Here is a 15,488-nt window from a genome sequence, read left to right on the forward strand (position 1 = left end):
GAGCGGAGGACCTGACGTATACCGAGGGGGCCGTGGCGAGTACTCGCCACGGCCCCCTCGGGCGTTTCGTGGGGCTCAGTGGCGGAAGAAGATGCGGTCGCCGTACTCCGTCATCACGCGGCCGTTCCACTCGTGGCCGCCGTCCACGTTGCCCGAGCGGAGGAGGGGCGGCTCGATGCCGAGGCGGACGAGTTCCTCGGCGGCGGCGGCCATGGTGGCCTGCATGAGGGCGCTGGTGACGACCGTGGAGGCGGGGGCGAAGGGGGCCTCGATGCCCTCGTGGGTGAGTTCCGCGTCGCCGATGGCGATCTTGGAGTCGAGGACGATGTCGCAGTGGTCCTTCAGGTACGAGCCCGAGACGTGCCGCGACTTCGTCTCCGTCGCGTACGCCACCGAGGTCACCCCGATGACCGTGAGGCCGAGCGCGCGGGCGTTCATCGCCATCTCCACCGGGAGGGCGTTGCGGCCGGAGAGGGAGATGATGATCAGGACGTCTCCCGCGCGCGCGGGGGAGGAGTCCAGGACCGCGCCGGCCAGGCCGTCCACGCGTTCGAGGGCGGAGCCCAGGGTCGCGGGCATGACGTCGACGCCGACGACACCCGGCACGGCCAGCAGGTTCATCAGGGCGAGGCCGCCCGCGCGGTAGACGACGTCCTGTGCGGCGAGCGAGGAGTGACCCGCGCCGAAGGCGAAGAGCCGGTTGCCCGCGGCGACCGCCTCGGCGATGGCCGTACCGGCCGCTGAGATCGCGTCCGCGTCCTCGTCCCGCACCTTCTGGAGCAGGCCGATCGCGGCGTCGAAGAACTGTCCGGCCAGCTTGCTCTCGCCCATGGCGGCGGCTCCTTCTCGTCGTGGTCGCCGATCACGGTGCGGTCTGGACCATTGCTCTGTCAATACCGCCTCACCCGCGCGCGCCCCGGTTGTCGGCGCGATGCGTCAGAATTGGGGCAGGGCCAGCGCACGACTCATCGAGGGGCACGTATGTCCGGACTGATCGACACCACGGAGATGTATCTCCGCACCATCCTTGAGCTCGAAGAGGAAGGTGTGGTCCCCATGCGCGCCCGGATCGCCGAGCGGCTGGACCAGAGTGGTCCCACCGTGAGCCAGACCGTGGCCCGCATGGAGCGCGACGGCCTGGTGGCCGTCGCCAGCGACCGCCATCTGGAGCTCACCGAGGAGGGCCGCCGCCTGGCCACCCGCGTGATGCGCAAGCACCGGCTCGCCGAGTGCCTGCTCGTCGACGTGATCGGCCTGGAGTGGGAGCAGGTCCACGCGGAGGCGTGCCGCTGGGAGCACGTGATGAGCGAGGCCGTGGAGCGCCGCGTCCTGGAGCTGCTGCGTCACCCGACGGAGTCGCCGTACGGCAACCCGATCCCAGGCCTGGAGGAGCTGGGCGAGAAGGCCGAGGCGGAGTCCTTCCTGGACGACTCCATGGTGTCGCTGGCCGACCTGGAAGCCGGTGGCGAGGGCAAGACCGTGATCGTCCGCCGTATCGGCGAGCCCATCCAGACGGACGCCCAGCTGATGTACACGCTGCGGCGTGCCGGTGTGCAGCCCGGTTCGGTGGTCTCCGTGACCGAGTCCCCGGGCGGTGTGCTGGTGGGCAGCAGCGGTGAGGCCGCCGAGCTCGACGCCGAGGTCGCCGCACACGTCTTCGTCGCCAAGCGCTGACCGCCAGGCGCTGACCGGCCGGCCGGCGAGCCGTCCCCGTACAGGGCCCGTTTTACGGCGGAATCGCCACGGCCGCGCCCCCGCCCGTGCCACGCTGGTGGGATGAGGCCGCCCTTCGCGCGTACCGCGCCATCACGACAGAGAGCCCCGGCGCCCTGAGGCGCCGGGGCCTGTCCTCCCCTGTGCTGACCCGGAGCCCCGAGCTCCCAGGGTCATTCCCCACGGACCGTTTTCCCCGAGCGGTCCGCCTCCCGCTGAAGATCTCCCCTCGGCCGCGCCCGCCAATCCTTGAGCGCTGTCACTCGAACGAGGGGTGTTGGGTGGCAGGAGCGCATTTTCGAATACGGGTTCGATAGTCTGGCGCAGTTCCAAGGGAAAGAGGGGGTGCCGAGCATGGTGCGACGACTCGACGTCACCGGAGCCGACGGCGTACGCCTGGCGGCCTGGGACTTCACGGAGGAGACCGCCCCCCGGGCGGCCGACGGCTCCGGGGTCTTACTGCTCCACGGGCTCATGGGCCACGCCGCCCACTGGGCCCGCGCCGCCCGCCCCCTCGGCCTGCGCCACCGCACCGTCGCCCTCGACCAGCGCGGCCACGGGAGCAGCGAGAAGCCCCCCGAAGGCCCCTTCACGCGCGAGGCGTACGTCGCCGACGCGGCGGCCGTCGTCGAGCGCCTCGGCCTCGGCCCCGTCACCCTCGTCGGGCACTCCATGGGCGCCCTCACCGCCTGGCAGCTCGCCGCCGAGCGCCCCGACCTCGTCCGCGCCCTCGTCATCTGCGACATGCGCGCCTCCGCCCTCGGCGCGGCCTCCCAGCGCGAGTGGCAGGACTGGTTCCGCGGCTGGCCCGTCCCCTTCGCCTCGCCGGACGCGGTCCGGCAGTGGTTCGGCGACGCCGACCCGTGGGTGGAGCGCCCGCACCCGGCCCGCGGCGAGTTCTTCGCCGAGGTGATGACCGAGCACCCGGACGGCTGGCGTCCCGTCTTCGACCCCGCCCAGATGCTCACCTCCCGCGAGACCTGGGTCCACGACGCCCACTGGGAGTCCCTCGCCCAGGTCCGCTGCCCCGCCCTCGTCGTCCGTGGCCTCGACGGCGAGCTGGGCCGCGCCGAGGCCCAGGAGATGGTGCGCGTCCTGCCGCGCGGGGCGTACGCGGAGATCCCCGACGCCGGTCATCTCCTCCACTACGAGCACGCCGACGCCTGGCGCGAGGCCGTCGAGCCTTTCCTGGAAGCCGTTCTGACGTCCCGGCAGACGCCCGCGCCGGGTCTGCCGGGTCTATAAGATCACCGGCGGACGTCGACCAGGGCGTCAGCCACGTCGATGGCGCCCAGACCCGGAGGTCCCCTTGCCGCTCGCCCGCCGTACGGTCCTGCTCGCGGCCGGTGCCGCGTCCGCCGCCCTCGCCGTCGCCGCCCCCGGCACAGCCGCCGCCGCGGGCCCGCTGCCCCCGGCCGGACCGCACACCGGCGACAACCCCGTCGTCCGGGAGAATCTCGCGGAGGGCTCCGACCAGTGGGGCGTCGGCCCCCGCGAGACCTGCGGCGTCGACCCGCGCCGCCCCGAGATCCAGGGGTACGCGGCCGCCGCCTCCGTCGAGCCGGGCCAGGACCTCGCCCTGCGGATCACGGCGCGCGGCGCGCGCACCTGCGTGGTCGAGGTCTACCGCCTCGGCCACTACGGCGGCGACCGCGCCCGCCACCTGCTCACCGCCGAGGACGTCCGGGCCGACGGCCGGACCTGGCGGACGCGGGTCCCCGCGACCTGGGTCTCCGGCCTCTTCCTCGCCGTCCTCACCACGCCCGAAGGCCACCGCGCCTACACGCCCTTCGTGGTCCGCGAACCCGCCCGCCGCTCCGACGTCCTCGCCGTCGTCCCGCTCAGCTACGCCGGCCGCCGCCCCTACCCGGGCCTCGGCCTGCCCGCCACCCTCGGCGCGGACGCCAGCACCACCCGCTGGCTGGAGGAGGCCGGGTACGACGTCACGTACGCGACCGAGGAGGACGTACGGCGGGGCAGGGTCCGCCCGTCCCGTTACGCGGCGGTCGTGCACCCCTCCGCCACCGCCCTGCCCCGCCCGCTCGCCCTCGCCGAGCCCGGTCACACGGACGAGCGCGCCCGGCGGCAGGCCGCCGAACTCCTCGACGGCCTGCTCCGCTAGGAGCCCAGGGGTTTGGACGTCAGCAGACCCAGAAGCTGACGTCCGCCCCCACCCAGCCCACCAGGCTGCGCTCGTCCCAGATGGTCACCTTGCCGTCCGGCGCCACCTCGAAGCGCACCGCCATGGTGTCGGCGGTGACGGCGGCGCCGCTGACCACGCCGAGCAGCCGCTGCGTACGGTTCGGCCGGACGCGCGGCGGCAGCGTGAACAGCACCTCGCCCTGGTTCCACGCGGTGCCGTCCGTCTTCGACAGCGCGAAGTGCAGGTGCACCTGGTCGCCCGCGATCCGGTACTGGGGCGTGTAGTTGACGCTGTTCGGGTAGTACGCGGGGGAGAGGCCCGGGACCTCGACCCACGGGTTCGTCCCCGGGTGCGGGAAGCGGGCCACGTTCAACTGGCGCACGCCGTCCGGCTTTCCGGCGATGCCGAACGCGAGCGTGTCCTCGTACACGCATATGCCCTCGGGCTCGCGGTTGGCGATGCCCGGGAAGGCGGTGACGGCCTGCGTCTGGAGCACCGTCCCGGACGCCCAGTCGGCGCACGTCACCTGGAAGTTGTCGACGCTCTGGTCGCCGTACAGGTGGTAGATGTAGTCGCCCAGGCTCGTGAAGCCCTGAAGGGTCTTCCCCGAGGCCTGGAAGGTCGTCGAGCGCACCCGCTGGAACATGCCGGTGGCGGCCATCCCCAGGTCGTACGCGTCGATGCCGCCGGTCGCCGTCGGCGAGGACACGTTGTTCTCCTGCCAGCGGAAGATCAGCTGGTGGCGGGTCGGGTCGATGGACGCCGACACCCGGAACACGCCCGAGCGCGGGGTGCGGACGACCGCCGGGTCCGACGCGTCGGCGGTGCCGTTGGCGGCGTACGGGATACGGGCGAGCGCCGTGGCCCAGCCGCCGTTCGGGACGGCGCCGGTCCAGAGGAACGTCCCGGCCGTGGTCCGCTCCACGCAGAGCCCGGTCCCGTGCCCGGACCGGCCGAGGTACATCTTGTCGACGAGCGCCCCGTCGGCGCTGAGCCGGGTGACGGTCACCCGGTCCATGTCCTCCGGCGTGCCGTCGGGCTGGCACACGTACCAGAGCTGGTCGACGGTCTCCCAGAACACCGACTGCGCGACGCTGACGGGGGAGGCGAGGGTGGCGCCGGTGAGCAGCGGGGGCGTGACGGCGGAAGCGAGCTTGATCAAGTGACGTCTCCTCGGAATCGGCAGGAAGCCCCGAGCATCGCATGATCATCGCGCGGGCATGTCACAGTCGCGAGGGGGACGGTGCGGGACGACCGGGGGGCCGGTGCGGCGGGGATACGAGCAGGTGTCCCCTGCCCGTATCCGCCCCCTGGAGGAGTCTTGAGAAAGCCGCGCGTCCTCGTCCTGCTGATCGCGCTGATCCTCGCCCTCGCGGCACCGCCCGCCCTCGCCCGCGAAGGCGACGCCCCGGCGCAGAGCCCGCCCGCCGCGAAGGCCGAGACGTTCACGCGGGTCCTCGGCGCTCCGGTGGCCGTGCCCCGGAGCAACGTCCACGTGTTCTACGAGGCCAGAGCGACCTGCCCGGCCGGCCAGACCCCGACCGGCGGCGGGCCGAAGGTCTCGCCCTACTACAACCCGCTGCCCGTGATCAGCTCCTACGCCAGCGGCCCGACCTGGGTCGTCACGGTGGACGGCGAGTCGGACGTCGACGCGACCCTGTGGGCGTCGGTGATCTGTTCCACGGCGCCGCACACCCAGGTGTTCAACGGCCCGATCACGGTCGGCGCCCGGACCCAGGGCAGCCTGCCCGCGCTGTGCCCGCCGGGCCAGTACGCCACCGGCGGCGGCGGGCGCGTGGACCTCGGCGTGATCTGCTCGCAGTCGCCCCATCACCACTACTGGGGCGACGGCACGAAGCTCCCGCTGTTCCACGGGACCGCGCACGACCTGAAGGCCTGCCCGTCGGGCACGGTGACCGGCGGAGGCGCCCTCGCCGTCGACACGGCGATCTACGAGTCCTCGTTCTGGGAGAACGGCTGGCTGGCCCAGGCGGTGAACGAGTCGGCGGGTCATCCCGAAGTACGCGCGAACGTGGTCTGCAAGGACTGACCCACCCGACGCGCGAGCCGGCGGCTGAAAACCGTACCGGCGAACCGGCCATTCCTCCGACGCTTCGTTGACCGATGGTCATGTAATCGCAAAGTATTGCGTGTCCATGCCAGCAACGGAGATCGAGGTATCACGTGTCCGGCATACGCCGCAGACGTTCGTACGCCCTGAGCATCGCCGCAGCAGCGACCCTTCTCCTCTTCCCGGCCGTCTCCGCCACCGCGCAGGCGGCCGAAATCCCCGCCCCCGCCGCCGCCCCGGCGGCCAAGGCCGTGGAGTACAAGGTCCCGTCGACCGCCAAGGCGCGGGCGGCGGAGTACTGGACCCCCGAGCGGATGGCGAAGGCCGTCCCGGCCGAGCCGAAGGGGCGCAAGGCGGCCCCGGCGCCGCAGCAGCCGACCGGTAAGCCCACGACCGGCTCGGACCCGGTGCTCGGAAAGGCCGTCGCGCCCGACGGCTTCCGCGCGACGGTCAGCGCGACGCAGGTCGTCGGCAAGGTCTTCTTCACCGGCTCGGACGGCAAGGACTACGTCTGCTCCGGCTCGGCCGTCAACAGCACCAACAAGAACATGGTGTTCACGGCCGGGCACTGCGTCCACGGCGGCCCGGGCCAGTCGTGGAACTCGAACTGGCAGTTCGTCCCGTACTACGACCACGGCAGCCGCCCCTACGGCACCTGGTGGGCCGAGACCCTCGTCGCGTTCAACGGCTGGACCAACGACGGCAACTTCGGCTACGACCTCGGCATCGTCATCACCTCGCCCAACTCCAACGGTGAACTGGTCAACGCGGTGGGCGGCATGGGCCTCCAGTGGAACCAGTCCAAGGACCGTTACGTGACGGCCATGGGCTACCCGCAGGCCGCCCCGTTCGACGGGCAGTGGCAGTACTTCTGCGCCGCCACGAGCTCCCAGCGCAGCTGGTGGACCACCGACCAGATCAAGATCCCGTGCAACATGACGGGCGGATCGAGCGGCGGCCCCTGGATCTACGGCAAGGACGACGGCGTGTACTACAGCGGCTGGGTCAACGGCGTGAACAGCAACGTCGACAACCGGGACAACCCGACGGAGATGCGCTCGCCGTACTTCGCCGGCTGGGTCGGCGACGCGTTCAACACGTACTCCTCGTACTGATGACGACCCGGTCCGTACGCGACCCCCGCGTCCTCCTCGCCGCCGCGCTGCTCCTGGGCGTGCTCGCCGCGTGCGGGCCGAAGTCCGGCGCCCCGGGCGACAGCCGGACCCACTCGGTGGACCCGAGCGGGAACAGCGTCATCGAGAGCGGCGCGCCGGACATGCCGGAAGACCCCTGAGCGAGGGGGCTCGGGAGGCGGCGGAGGCCGGACCCTTACAAGGGTCCGGCCTCCGTTCGTACCGGTGGCGACGTCAGAACGCGAAGACCGACCGCTCACCCGTCTTCGCCCGCAGCTCGCACGTGTTCCCGTACCGCCCCGTCCAGTTGACCCGCTTGCCCTGCCAGACGCCGGAGCCGGTCACCACGACCGGGTCCCACTCCCGGGTGCAGGGGCGCTGCCCGGGGGAGGCGGCCGAAAGGCGGGCCAGGTCGCCGCCCACGGCCGCCAGCTCCGAACACGCCTCGGCCGGGTCCGGGTGGGTGCCGCCCGGGGTGGGCGAACAGACCAGGGTGACCGCGCGGTCGACGGTGGCCGTGGCGGCGCGCTCGCCCTTGCCGACGGTGAGCACGAGCGCCGAGGGCGGGTAGAGCCCGGCGGGCGCCGCATCGGCTTCGCTCGTGATCGCGGTGGCGACGAGGGCGAGACCGGTGGTGGTGGCGAGCGCGGTGGCGCCCAGGGTACGGAAGTAACGCACGGGGGTGTCCCTTCGCGTGGGTGTGCGGATACGGACGGGAGTCTTGTCGACGCGGAGGGTGATCGCACATCCGCTCACCGCTTTCCGGCCGCGCCCGCGAACGGCGCTCTACCGACCGGTAGTTCGGGCAGCTCGGGGCGGGTGCGCCGTGCCTCGGCGGGGTCCTCGATCGGCGTGGGCGGGGTGGCAGTTCAAGCGAGAACGACAGCCTGACCTGCGACGATCCCGAAAATGTTCCGAGTTGGAGCATTCTCGCCCGAGTTCGATCGACCGGAACCCTCCGTTCAGGGTCCCGCGCGGCGCCGTGACACCTCCCGGGATGTGATCCGGGCCACACCGTGTCACAGGATCGGACCCCCCGGTGTCATGTGGCCGAACGACCAAGAGCCGACCCGGCGGAGGAGACACCATGAACGCGCAGACCGACACCACCACCCCCACCCACGTGGTCGTCATCGGCGGCGGATACGCCGGTGTCATGGCCGCCAACCGCCTCACCGGCCGCCCCGACGTCACCGTCACCCTCGTCAACCCGCGCCCCTCCTTCGTCCACCGCATCCGCCTCCACCAGCTGGTCGGCGGCTCGGACAGCGCCGTCGTCGCGTACGAGGACGTCCTGGCCGAGCGCGTCCGGCTGGTCGTCGACACCGTGACCCGCATCGACGCGCCCGGACGCGGCGTGGACCTGGCGGGCGGCGGCACGCTCTCCTACGACTACCTCGTGTACGCGGTGGGCAGCGGCAGCGCCGACCCGAGCGTCCCCGGGGCCGCCGGGCTCGCGTACCCGATCGGCACCCTGGAAGAGGCCGAGCGGCTGCGCCCGGCCCTCGACGCCGTCCCCGCGACCGCCCCCGTCCTGGTCGTCGGCGCCGGTCCGACCGGCATCGAGACCGCCGCCGAGCTGGCGGAGACCGGGCGCCCGGTCACCCTGGTCTGCGGCGGCGACCTCGGCCCGTACCTGCACCCGCGCGGGCGCCGCTCGGTCGCCAAGCGGCTCGCCGGGCTCGGCGTGAGCGTCGTCGACGGCCCCGGCACCAAGGTGGCGGCCGTACGGAGCGACGGCGTGCTGCTCGCCGACGGGCGCGAACTGCCGGGCGCGCTGACCATCTGGACCGTCGGCTTCGGCGTGCCGGACCTGGCCCTGCGCAGCGGGCTCACCACCGACGTCCTGGGCCGCCTGCTCACCGACGAGACGCTGACCAGCGTCGACGACGAGAGGATCATCGCCGCCGGCGACTCGGCGGCGCCCTCGGGCCTGCCGCTGCGGATGAGCTGCCAGGCCGCCATGCCGCTCGGCGCGCAGGCAGCCGACACCGTCCTCAGCCGGCTCGCCGCCGAGGAGCCCGAGACGCTCGGCCGCCCCTTCGCCGCCCAGTGCATCAGCCTCGGCCGGGCCGACGGCATCTTCCAGTTCGCCAACCGGTCCGACGAGGCCGTCTGGTTCAAGGTCGACGGGCGCCTGGGCGCGAAGCTGAAGGAGACCGTGTGCACGGTCGTCCCCAAGCACCTCGCCGAGGAGGCGCACAAGCCCGGCGCGTACAGCCTGCACCGCGGCAAGTCGGGCGGCGCCGCCCGCGCGAAGCAGCTCCAGGGCGTGCCCGCCGAGGCGCCCGCGACCGCGGGCCGACAGGGCTAGCGCGGAATGTGGACCTGGGACCAGGATTCGATCATGAACGATCACGCAGCCGATCCGGCCCGCCCGGCCGACCCGGTCGACCCGCCCGACCCCGCCACCGACGCCTTCATCGCCCACCGCAACCTCCTCTTCACCGTGGCGTACGAGATGCTCGGCTCGGCCGTCGACGCCGAGGACGTCCTCCAGGAGACCTGGCTGCGCTGGAGCAAGGTCGAGCTCGACCGGATCGACGAGCCCCGCGCCTACCTGGTCCGGATCACCACCCGGCAGGCCCTCAACCGGCTGCGCACCATGAAGCGCCGCCGGGAGGCGTACGTCGGGCAGTGGCTGCCCGAGCCGCTGCTCACCACGCCGGACGTGGCCGACGACGTCGAGCTCGCCGAGAGCGTGTCGATGGCGCTGATGCTCGTCCTGGAGACGCTGTCCCCGACCGAACGCGCCGTCTTCGTGCTGCGCGAGGTCTTCGAGGTCGACTACGACGAGATCGCGGCCGCCGTCGACAAGACCCCGGCCGCCGTCCGCCAGATCGCGCACCGGGCCCGCAAGCACGTCGACGCCCGCAAGCCCCGCAAGACGGTCACCCCGCGCGAGGCCCGCGCGGTCCTGGAGTCCTTCCAGCGGGCCCTGGAGAGCCGCGACCCGCAGCAGCTCCTCGACGTGCTCGCCCCGGACGTCGTCGTCCTGAGCGACGGCGGCGGCATCCGGCAGGCCGCGGTCCGCCCGATCGTCGGCGCGGACAAGTTCACCCGCCTCTACCTCGGCGGCTCCGCCAAGGCCGGGGTCACGGTCACCTGCGAGCCCGTCCTGCTCAACGGCAACCCGGCGCTCGTCATCCGGGGAGACGGCGAGATCGACGGCATCATGGCGGCGCACGTCGAGGACGGCCGCATCACCGGCCTCTACTACGTCCGCAACCCGCACAAGCTCACCCGCGTCGGCGAGGAGACCGCGCTCACCCGCTGACCGCGCTCACCCGCTGACGGCACACGAAGGGCCGGGCTCCTCCGAAGAGGAACCCGGCCCTTCGCCGTCAGGCGCGTAACGCCCCCTACGACGTCACCCCTTGCTGACCGCCGCCAGGATCTCCGGCAGCCGCCCCGCCACCCGCGGGGCCGCCAGCTTCAGGCCCGCCCAGGTGAGCAGCGCGCCGTACAGCGCGCCGCCCGGCAGCAGCAGCCACAGCAGGTTGTCGTGGTCCGCGAGGTGGAGGAAGAGCGTCAGGCCGATCACCGGCGCGCACAGCACCGCCGCCGAGACCATGCCGCCGAAGATGGACATCCAGGCGAGCCCGCCCTGCCCCGGCGCCACGTTCTTGTACGCGCTGTCCTGCGGGATCGAGTACGGGAAGGTCGCCGAGGCCACCGCACCCGTCGCCACCATCGCGCCGAGCAGCGCAAGCGCCACGCCCAGCGCCTCCGGCAGCTTGTGCCAGGCGTCCAGCATCGCGGCCGTCACCGCCGTCACCAGGACCGTGTACGGCACGGTGATGGTCAGCAGCGCGAAGGCGCGGGCCCGCAGCTCGGCGTACGCGTCGGCCTTCGTGCCGATGGTCTGCGCGACCATCCAGAAGGCGGAGGTGTCCTGGCCGAACTGGTTGTACATCTGGATGCCGAGCATGCCCGAGGCGAAACAGGCGAAATAGATAGTGCCGGTTCCTTGCAGCGCGTTGAAGACCGGGATGATCGCGCCGATCGCGAGCGAGGTCACCCACGCCGCCTTCGTCTTCGGGTCGCGCCAGATGTACCGCAGGCTGCGCTCCATCACCGCGCCCGTGCGCCCGCCCGGCAGCATCCGGCCCAGCAGACCGGCGGAGGCCTCGCCCTTGGCGCCCTTGGACTTCTTGGCGCCCGATTCCGAGGCCGCGCCGACCGTGGAGCCGTCCGGCTCGACCATCAGGCGCACCAGGCTCCGCTGCCACCAGTAGACGAGGCCCACCAGCGCGGCGGCGCTGAGCAGCAGCTTGGCGGCGGCCACCGCGTAGTCGCCCTCGCCCGCCGCGTCCACCGCGGAGATCGCGGAGGCGGGCGGCAGCCAGCCCACGACCTCGGCGGCGGGCTCGACCGCGCTCAGGCCGCCGGCCTGACTGAGCCGCTGGGCGCCGAAGTTGACCATCTGCATGCCGACCGCGATCACCAGACCGGACAGGACGGCGAGGTCACGGCCCTTGCGGGAGGTGAGGAGGCGTACGTTCGCCGCCGCCACCGACCGCGAGAGCGCCACGCACACCAGCACCACCAGCGGGACGGCGAGGACGGCCACGAGCGTGCCGGCCGCGCCGTGCGCGAGCGCCAGGGCCGCGCCGACGCTCACGCACAGGGTGAACACCGGGCCGACGCCGACCAGCGAGGCCACGAACAGCGCCCGGACCAGCGGCCGGGGCCGCAGCGGCAGCATCACGAGCCGCGAGGGGTCGAGGGTCTCGTCGCCGCTCGGCACGAACAGCGGCATGACCGTCCAGGCGAGCGCCACGATCCCGGTGAGCAGGACGGTGACGGTCGGGGCGTTGACGCTGCCGCGCATCAGGACGAAGCCGAGCAGCAGCACGACGGCGAAGAGCGCCGCGAAGACCACCGAGATGATGTACGCGGCGGTCCGGCCGCCCGACTGCTTCAGACCGTTCTTGAGCAGCGACAGCTTGAGCCGTACGAAGACGGAGGTGAGCGAAGGCGCCGGCGCCGCCGGCGGAGTCGCGGTGGTCATCGGCCCGAACCGCCCAGCCAGTCCAGGGACTCGCCGGTGTTCCGCCCGTTCGCGCCGACCAGTTCGAGGAACGCGGCCTGGAGCGACGGGGCGTCGCCCCGCACCTGCTCCAGCGGGCCCTGCGCGCGGATCTGGCCCGCGGCCATGACCGCGACCCAGTCGCACAGCGACTCCACCAGCTCCATGACGTGGCTGGAGAAGACGACCGTGGCGCCCGAGGAGGTGTAGCGCTCCAGGACGCCGCGGATGGTCTGCGCCGAGACCGGGTCGACGCCCTCGAACGGCTCGTCCAGGAAGAGGACTTCCGGGTTGTGCAGCAGGGCCGCGGCCAGTCCGATCTTCTTGCGCATGCCGGTCGAGTAGTCGACGACCAGCTTGTGCTGCGAGCCGGCCAGGTCGAGCACGTCGAGCAGCTGGGCGGCGCGCTTGTCGACCTCGGCGCCGGGCAGCCCGCGCAGCCGGCCGCTGTACGCGAGGAGTTCACGGCCCGAGAGGCGCTCGAAGAGCCGCAGTCCCTCGGGCAGGATGCCGATCTTCGCCTTGACCTGGGCGACCGACTCGGGGTCGGCCCACACGTCGTGGCCGGCGACCAGGATGCGTCCCGCGTCGGGGCGGAGCAGGCCGGTGATCATCGACAGCGTGGTGGTCTTGCCGGCGCCGTTGGGGCCCACGAGACCGATGAACTTGCCCGCGGGCAGGACCAGGTCGACCCCGTTCACCGCGATCTGCTGGCCGAAACGCTTCCACAGCCCCTCGACACGAACGGCGGGCACCGAACCGGTCCCCGGCACGCCGCCCGCCGTTTCGAACACTCCGTCAAATGCCTGGTCAGGCATCATGTTGCGTCAACCCTTCGGTGGTCCCCGTCTTGACGGGACCACCATACGGCTGCGCCGGATCCGGCCATATGGACAGATGGTCTATATGCCCGGATGCTTCTGTCGGCTCAGGCGTTGCGCCCCCGCGCGTCCGCCGCCTCCCGGCCGGACGCGTACGCCAGGGCGCTGATGAGCTCTTCGGCGTCCGGCAGCCAGCGGTTCGCCGCCGTGGGCTTACGGGCCCACTGCACCGCCCCGGAACCGCCGACGCGGGTCGGCGGCGCCGCCACGAAGTGCCCCTCGCCGCGCGTCGCGAGATCGATCGAGGAGGGCACCCAGCCCAGCTTGCGCACCAGGTCCGGCACCTTGGCCGCGGCGCCGGGCAGTACGAAGAAGAACATCCGGCGGTCGGGCGTGCAGGTCACCGGGCCGAGCGTCAGCTCCATGCGCTCCATGCGGGCCAGCGCGAGGAACCCGGCCGACTCGGAGACCTCAAGGGCGTCGAAGGTGCGGCCGGTGGGCAGCAGGATCGAGGCCTTGGGCTGCTTCGACCACATCCGCCGGGCCCCCACGGCGCTGCCCGTCGCCTGGGTCGACCAGTCGGGCCGTGCCGGGTGCGCGCCGGGCGAGGCGCACGCGTCCGCGCCGCACGAGCAGCGCTCCCTGCCTTCGACCGCCTCCAGCCAGGTCCCGGGGAACACGTCCCAGTGCCGCTCTTCCGCGTACCGCACGGCGCTGTCCAGCAGCAGCTCGCCTCGCTGCTTGGGGATGTGTGCGGCGTCCGTGACTCCCATGGTCTCTTCCACGTCGAACTCAACTCCCGCCGTCACCTGGGGTTACGGGCGGGGCGGGGGGCGGTGTGGAGCATCGATCCCGCACGCGGGGCGCACGGTTGCACGGGCGGGGGCGCGCGTGGGGCAGGGGAGCGGCGGGCGGGTAGGCAGAAGGAGGGGGGCGCGTCGGTGGGACGGGGGCCGTGGGCACTCACGACCGACGTGTCCGGTTTCGCGTGTTCACATCGGCATTGACCGGATATCTGCCGGGCATTGATCAGTCCTGTTGTTGATCACCGCACGGCCTATGGGGGTTAACCATCATGGCAGCCAGGCCACTCGTCGCCCGTCAGCCCAACGAACGGCTGCAGGCGCTCATCCAGGAGGCCGCGTGCTCCAACGCCGGCCTCGCCCGCAGGGTCAACATGGTCGGCGCGGAGCGCGGCCTCGACCTGCGGTACGACAAGACCTCGGTGGCGCGGTGGCTGCGCGGGCAGCAGCCGCGCGGCCGGGCACCGGGCGTCATCGCCGAGGCGCTCGGCCGCAAGCTGGGCCGCACCGTCACCATCGACGAGGTCGGCATGGCCAACGGCCGCAACCTCGCGTCGGGCGTCGGCCTCCAGTTCGCGCCGACCGTCCTCGGCGCCATCGAGCAGGTCTGCGAGCTGTGGCGCAGCGACGTGGGCCGCCGGGACTTCCTGTCCGGCTCCGCCGTCGCCGCCTCCGCGCTCGTGGAGCCCAGCCGCGACTGGCTCATCACCGGCGCCGACGCGCAGGTGGCGCGGGCCGCCGGGGCGCGGGTCGGGCCCTCGGACGTCGCCGCGGTACGGGCGATGACCGCCGCGCTCGTCGACCTCGACCGGCGCTTCGGCAGCGGGCACGTACGCCCGGTGGTGGTCCACTACCTCAACAGCGTGGTGTCGGGGCTGCTCTCCGGCTCCTACCGGGACGCGGTCGGCCGGGAGCTGTTCGCGGCGGTCGCCCGGCTGACCGAGCTCGCCGGGTACATGGCCGTGGACACCGGGCAGCCGGGTCTCGCGCAGCGCTACTACATCCAGGCGCTCCGCCTCGCGCAGGCCGCGGGCGACCGGGCGTACGGCGGCTATGTGCTGGCCGCGTCCATGAGCCACCTCGCCGCCCAGCTCGGCAACCCGCGCGAGATCGCGCAGTTGGCGCGGGCCGCGCAGGAGGGGGCGCGGGGGCATGTGACGCCCCGCGCGGAGGCGATGTTCCTAGCGGCCGAGGCCCGCGGCCACGCGCTCATGGGCGACGTGGTCGGCTTCGAGCGGGTCGCGGGGAGCGCGGTGGAGGCGCTGGGGCAGGCCGATCCGGAGTCGGGCGACGACCCGGACTGGATCGCCCACTTCGACGGGGCCTACCTCGCGGACGAGCTGGCGCACGGGCACCGGGACCTCGGCCACGCGCGGGCGGCGGCCCAGGCGGCCCGCGAGGCGCTGGCCGGGCACCCCGAGACCCGGGCCAGGCGCCGGGCGATCGGCCTGGCGCTGCTCGCGGCGGCGCAGATCCAGGACCGCGAGGTCGAGCAGGCCTGCCAGACGGGCACCCGGGCCCTGGAGCTCCTGTCGACCCTGCGCTCCACGCGGGGCATGGAGTACCTGGACGACCTGCGGGACCGCCTGGAGCCGTACGCCGGGGAGGCGGTGGTGCGGGAGTTCGGGGCGAGGCTGGAGCTGCACGCCGCGTAGGAGCGACGGCCCGGGGCGTCCTACGTCACACCTCTGTCACACGTGTGTGCGGGGCGCTGGGCGCACCCGGTAGCGTGGGCCGACGCTTCCGTAGGTACGCAGGTCCAGCAGGTCCAT

15 protein-coding genes are annotated in these 15,488 nt (G+C 72.9%); 9 read left to right on the plus strand and 6 right to left on the minus strand.

Annotated features, from left to right (window positions below):
* Positions 1–75: 75 nt before the first annotated feature.
* Entirely contained in the window at positions 76–831 is a 756-nt protein-coding gene (locus ABTZ54_RS04325; protein ID WP_351657052.1) for an SIS domain-containing protein, read from the minus strand.
* A gap of 150 nt (positions 832–981) precedes the next feature.
* On the opposite strand from ABTZ54_RS04325, the gene ABTZ54_RS04330 reads away from it, so the two are divergent.
* From ABTZ54_RS04330 to ABTZ54_RS04340, 3 genes are all read left to right on the plus strand, one after another.
* Positions 982–1,674: an iron-dependent transcriptional repressor DtxR gene (locus ABTZ54_RS04330; protein ID WP_351657054.1), complete on the plus strand. Its 693-nt coding sequence runs from the start codon at positions 982–984 to the stop codon at positions 1,672–1,674.
* A gap of 393 nt (positions 1,675–2,067) precedes the next feature.
* Positions 2,068–2,958, plus strand: coding sequence for an alpha/beta fold hydrolase (locus tag ABTZ54_RS04335; RefSeq protein ID WP_351657056.1), 891 nt, complete (start codon positions 2,068–2,070; stop codon positions 2,956–2,958).
* Between the two features lie 64 nt (positions 2,959–3,022).
* A complete protein-coding gene (locus ABTZ54_RS04340; protein WP_351657058.1) occupies positions 3,023–3,835 on the plus strand; it encodes a N,N-dimethylformamidase beta subunit family domain-containing protein in 813 nt (270 codons plus the stop codon).
* 19 nt (positions 3,836–3,854) lie between these two features.
* On the opposite strand, the gene ABTZ54_RS04345 is transcribed toward ABTZ54_RS04340, so the two are convergent.
* Positions 3,855–5,018, minus strand: a complete 1,164-nt coding sequence (locus tag ABTZ54_RS04345) for a phage baseplate protein (RefSeq protein ID WP_351657060.1) — start codon at positions 5,016–5,018, stop codon at positions 3,855–3,857.
* 159 nt (positions 5,019–5,177) lie between these two features.
* Between ABTZ54_RS04345 and ABTZ54_RS04350 the strand changes: the two genes are divergently transcribed.
* From ABTZ54_RS04350 to ABTZ54_RS04360, 3 genes are all read left to right on the plus strand, one after another.
* Positions 5,178–5,906, plus strand: coding sequence for a hypothetical protein (locus ABTZ54_RS04350; protein ID WP_351657062.1), 729 nt, complete (start codon positions 5,178–5,180; stop codon positions 5,904–5,906).
* Between the two features lie 134 nt (positions 5,907–6,040).
* Positions 6,041–7,042 (plus strand): trypsin-like serine peptidase, encoded by a 1,002-nt coding sequence (locus ABTZ54_RS04355; protein ID WP_351657064.1) that lies wholly within the window; start codon positions 6,041–6,043, stop codon positions 7,040–7,042.
* Entirely contained in the window at positions 7,042–7,221 is a 180-nt protein-coding gene (locus tag ABTZ54_RS04360) for a hypothetical protein (protein ID WP_351657066.1), read from the plus strand. The genes ABTZ54_RS04355 and ABTZ54_RS04360 overlap by 1 nt, the downstream gene beginning before the upstream one ends.
* 73 nt (positions 7,222–7,294) lie before the next feature.
* On the opposite strand, the gene ABTZ54_RS04365 is transcribed toward ABTZ54_RS04360, so the two are convergent.
* Entirely contained in the window at positions 7,295–7,738 is a 444-nt protein-coding gene (locus ABTZ54_RS04365) for a subtilase-type protease inhibitor (RefSeq protein WP_351657068.1), read from the minus strand.
* A gap of 409 nt (positions 7,739–8,147) precedes the next feature.
* Between ABTZ54_RS04365 and ABTZ54_RS04370 the strand changes: the two genes are divergently transcribed.
* Together ABTZ54_RS04370 and ABTZ54_RS04375 are read left to right on the plus strand one after the other, a co-directional pair.
* Positions 8,148–9,374, plus strand: a complete 1,227-nt coding sequence (locus ABTZ54_RS04370) for an NAD(P)/FAD-dependent oxidoreductase (protein ID WP_351657069.1) — start codon at positions 8,148–8,150, stop codon at positions 9,372–9,374.
* Between the two features lie 33 nt (positions 9,375–9,407).
* Positions 9,408–10,337 (plus strand): RNA polymerase sigma-70 factor, encoded by a 930-nt coding sequence (locus ABTZ54_RS04375; RefSeq protein ID WP_351657072.1) that lies wholly within the window; start codon positions 9,408–9,410, stop codon positions 10,335–10,337.
* Positions 10,338–10,430: 93 nt separating this feature from the next.
* Here the strand turns inward: ABTZ54_RS04375 and ABTZ54_RS04380 are convergent, their stop codons facing one another.
* From ABTZ54_RS04380 to ABTZ54_RS04390, 3 genes are all read right to left on the minus strand, one after another.
* Positions 10,431–12,074 carry a transporter gene (locus ABTZ54_RS04380; RefSeq protein ID WP_351657074.1) on the minus strand — a complete coding sequence of 548 codons (1,644 nt, stop codon included), beginning with the start codon at positions 12,072–12,074 and terminating at the stop codon, positions 10,431–10,433.
* Positions 12,071–12,910: an ABC transporter ATP-binding protein gene (locus tag ABTZ54_RS04385; protein WP_351657076.1), complete on the minus strand. Its 840-nt coding sequence runs from the start codon at positions 12,908–12,910 to the stop codon at positions 12,071–12,073. The genes ABTZ54_RS04380 and ABTZ54_RS04385 overlap by 4 nt, the downstream gene beginning before the upstream one ends.
* A 110-nt stretch (positions 12,911–13,020) precedes the next feature.
* Entirely contained in the window at positions 13,021–13,686 is a 666-nt protein-coding gene (locus ABTZ54_RS04390; RefSeq protein WP_351657077.1) for a bifunctional DNA primase/polymerase, read from the minus strand.
* A 302-nt stretch (positions 13,687–13,988) separates the two neighbouring features.
* Here ABTZ54_RS04390 and ABTZ54_RS04395 point away from each other — a divergent pair, with 302 nt between their 5' ends.
* Entirely contained in the window at positions 13,989–15,371 is a 1,383-nt protein-coding gene (locus ABTZ54_RS04395; protein ID WP_351657079.1) for an NsdA family TPR-like regulatory protein, read from the plus strand.
* Positions 15,372–15,488: the final 117 nt, after the last annotated feature.

The organism is Streptomyces sp. NPDC094032 (assembly GCF_040303965.1).
Lineage (GTDB): Bacteria > Actinomycetota > Actinomycetes > Streptomycetales > Streptomycetaceae > Streptomyces.

Excerpts from the sequence above, each read along its gene's own strand:
- ABTZ54_RS04325 (WP_351657052.1), bottom strand. The coding sequence starts at position 831 with ATGGGCGAGAGCAAGCTGGCCGGACAGTTCTTCGACGCCGCGATCGGC.
- ABTZ54_RS04330 (WP_351657054.1), top strand. The coding sequence starts at position 982 with ATGTCCGGACTGATCGACACCACGGAGATGTATCTCCGCACCATCCTT.
- ABTZ54_RS04335 (WP_351657056.1), top strand. The coding sequence starts at position 2,068 with ATGGTGCGACGACTCGACGTCACCGGAGCCGACGGCGTACGCCTGGCG.
- ABTZ54_RS04360 (WP_351657066.1), top strand. The coding sequence starts at position 7,042 with ATGACGACCCGGTCCGTACGCGACCCCCGCGTCCTCCTCGCCGCCGCG.
- ABTZ54_RS04370 (WP_351657069.1), top strand. The coding sequence starts at position 8,148 with ATGAACGCGCAGACCGACACCACCACCCCCACCCACGTGGTCGTCATC.
- ABTZ54_RS04375 (WP_351657072.1), top strand. The coding sequence starts at position 9,408 with ATGAACGATCACGCAGCCGATCCGGCCCGCCCGGCCGACCCGGTCGAC.
- ABTZ54_RS04380 (WP_351657074.1), bottom strand. The coding sequence starts at position 12,074 with ATGACCACCGCGACTCCGCCGGCGGCGCCGGCGCCTTCGCTCACCTCC.
- ABTZ54_RS04385 (WP_351657076.1), bottom strand. The coding sequence starts at position 12,910 with ATGCCTGACCAGGCATTTGACGGAGTGTTCGAAACGGCGGGCGGCGTG.
- ABTZ54_RS04390 (WP_351657077.1), bottom strand. The coding sequence starts at position 13,686 with ATGGGAGTCACGGACGCCGCACACATCCCCAAGCAGCGAGGCGAGCTG.
- ABTZ54_RS04395 (WP_351657079.1), top strand. The coding sequence starts at position 13,989 with ATGGCAGCCAGGCCACTCGTCGCCCGTCAGCCCAACGAACGGCTGCAG.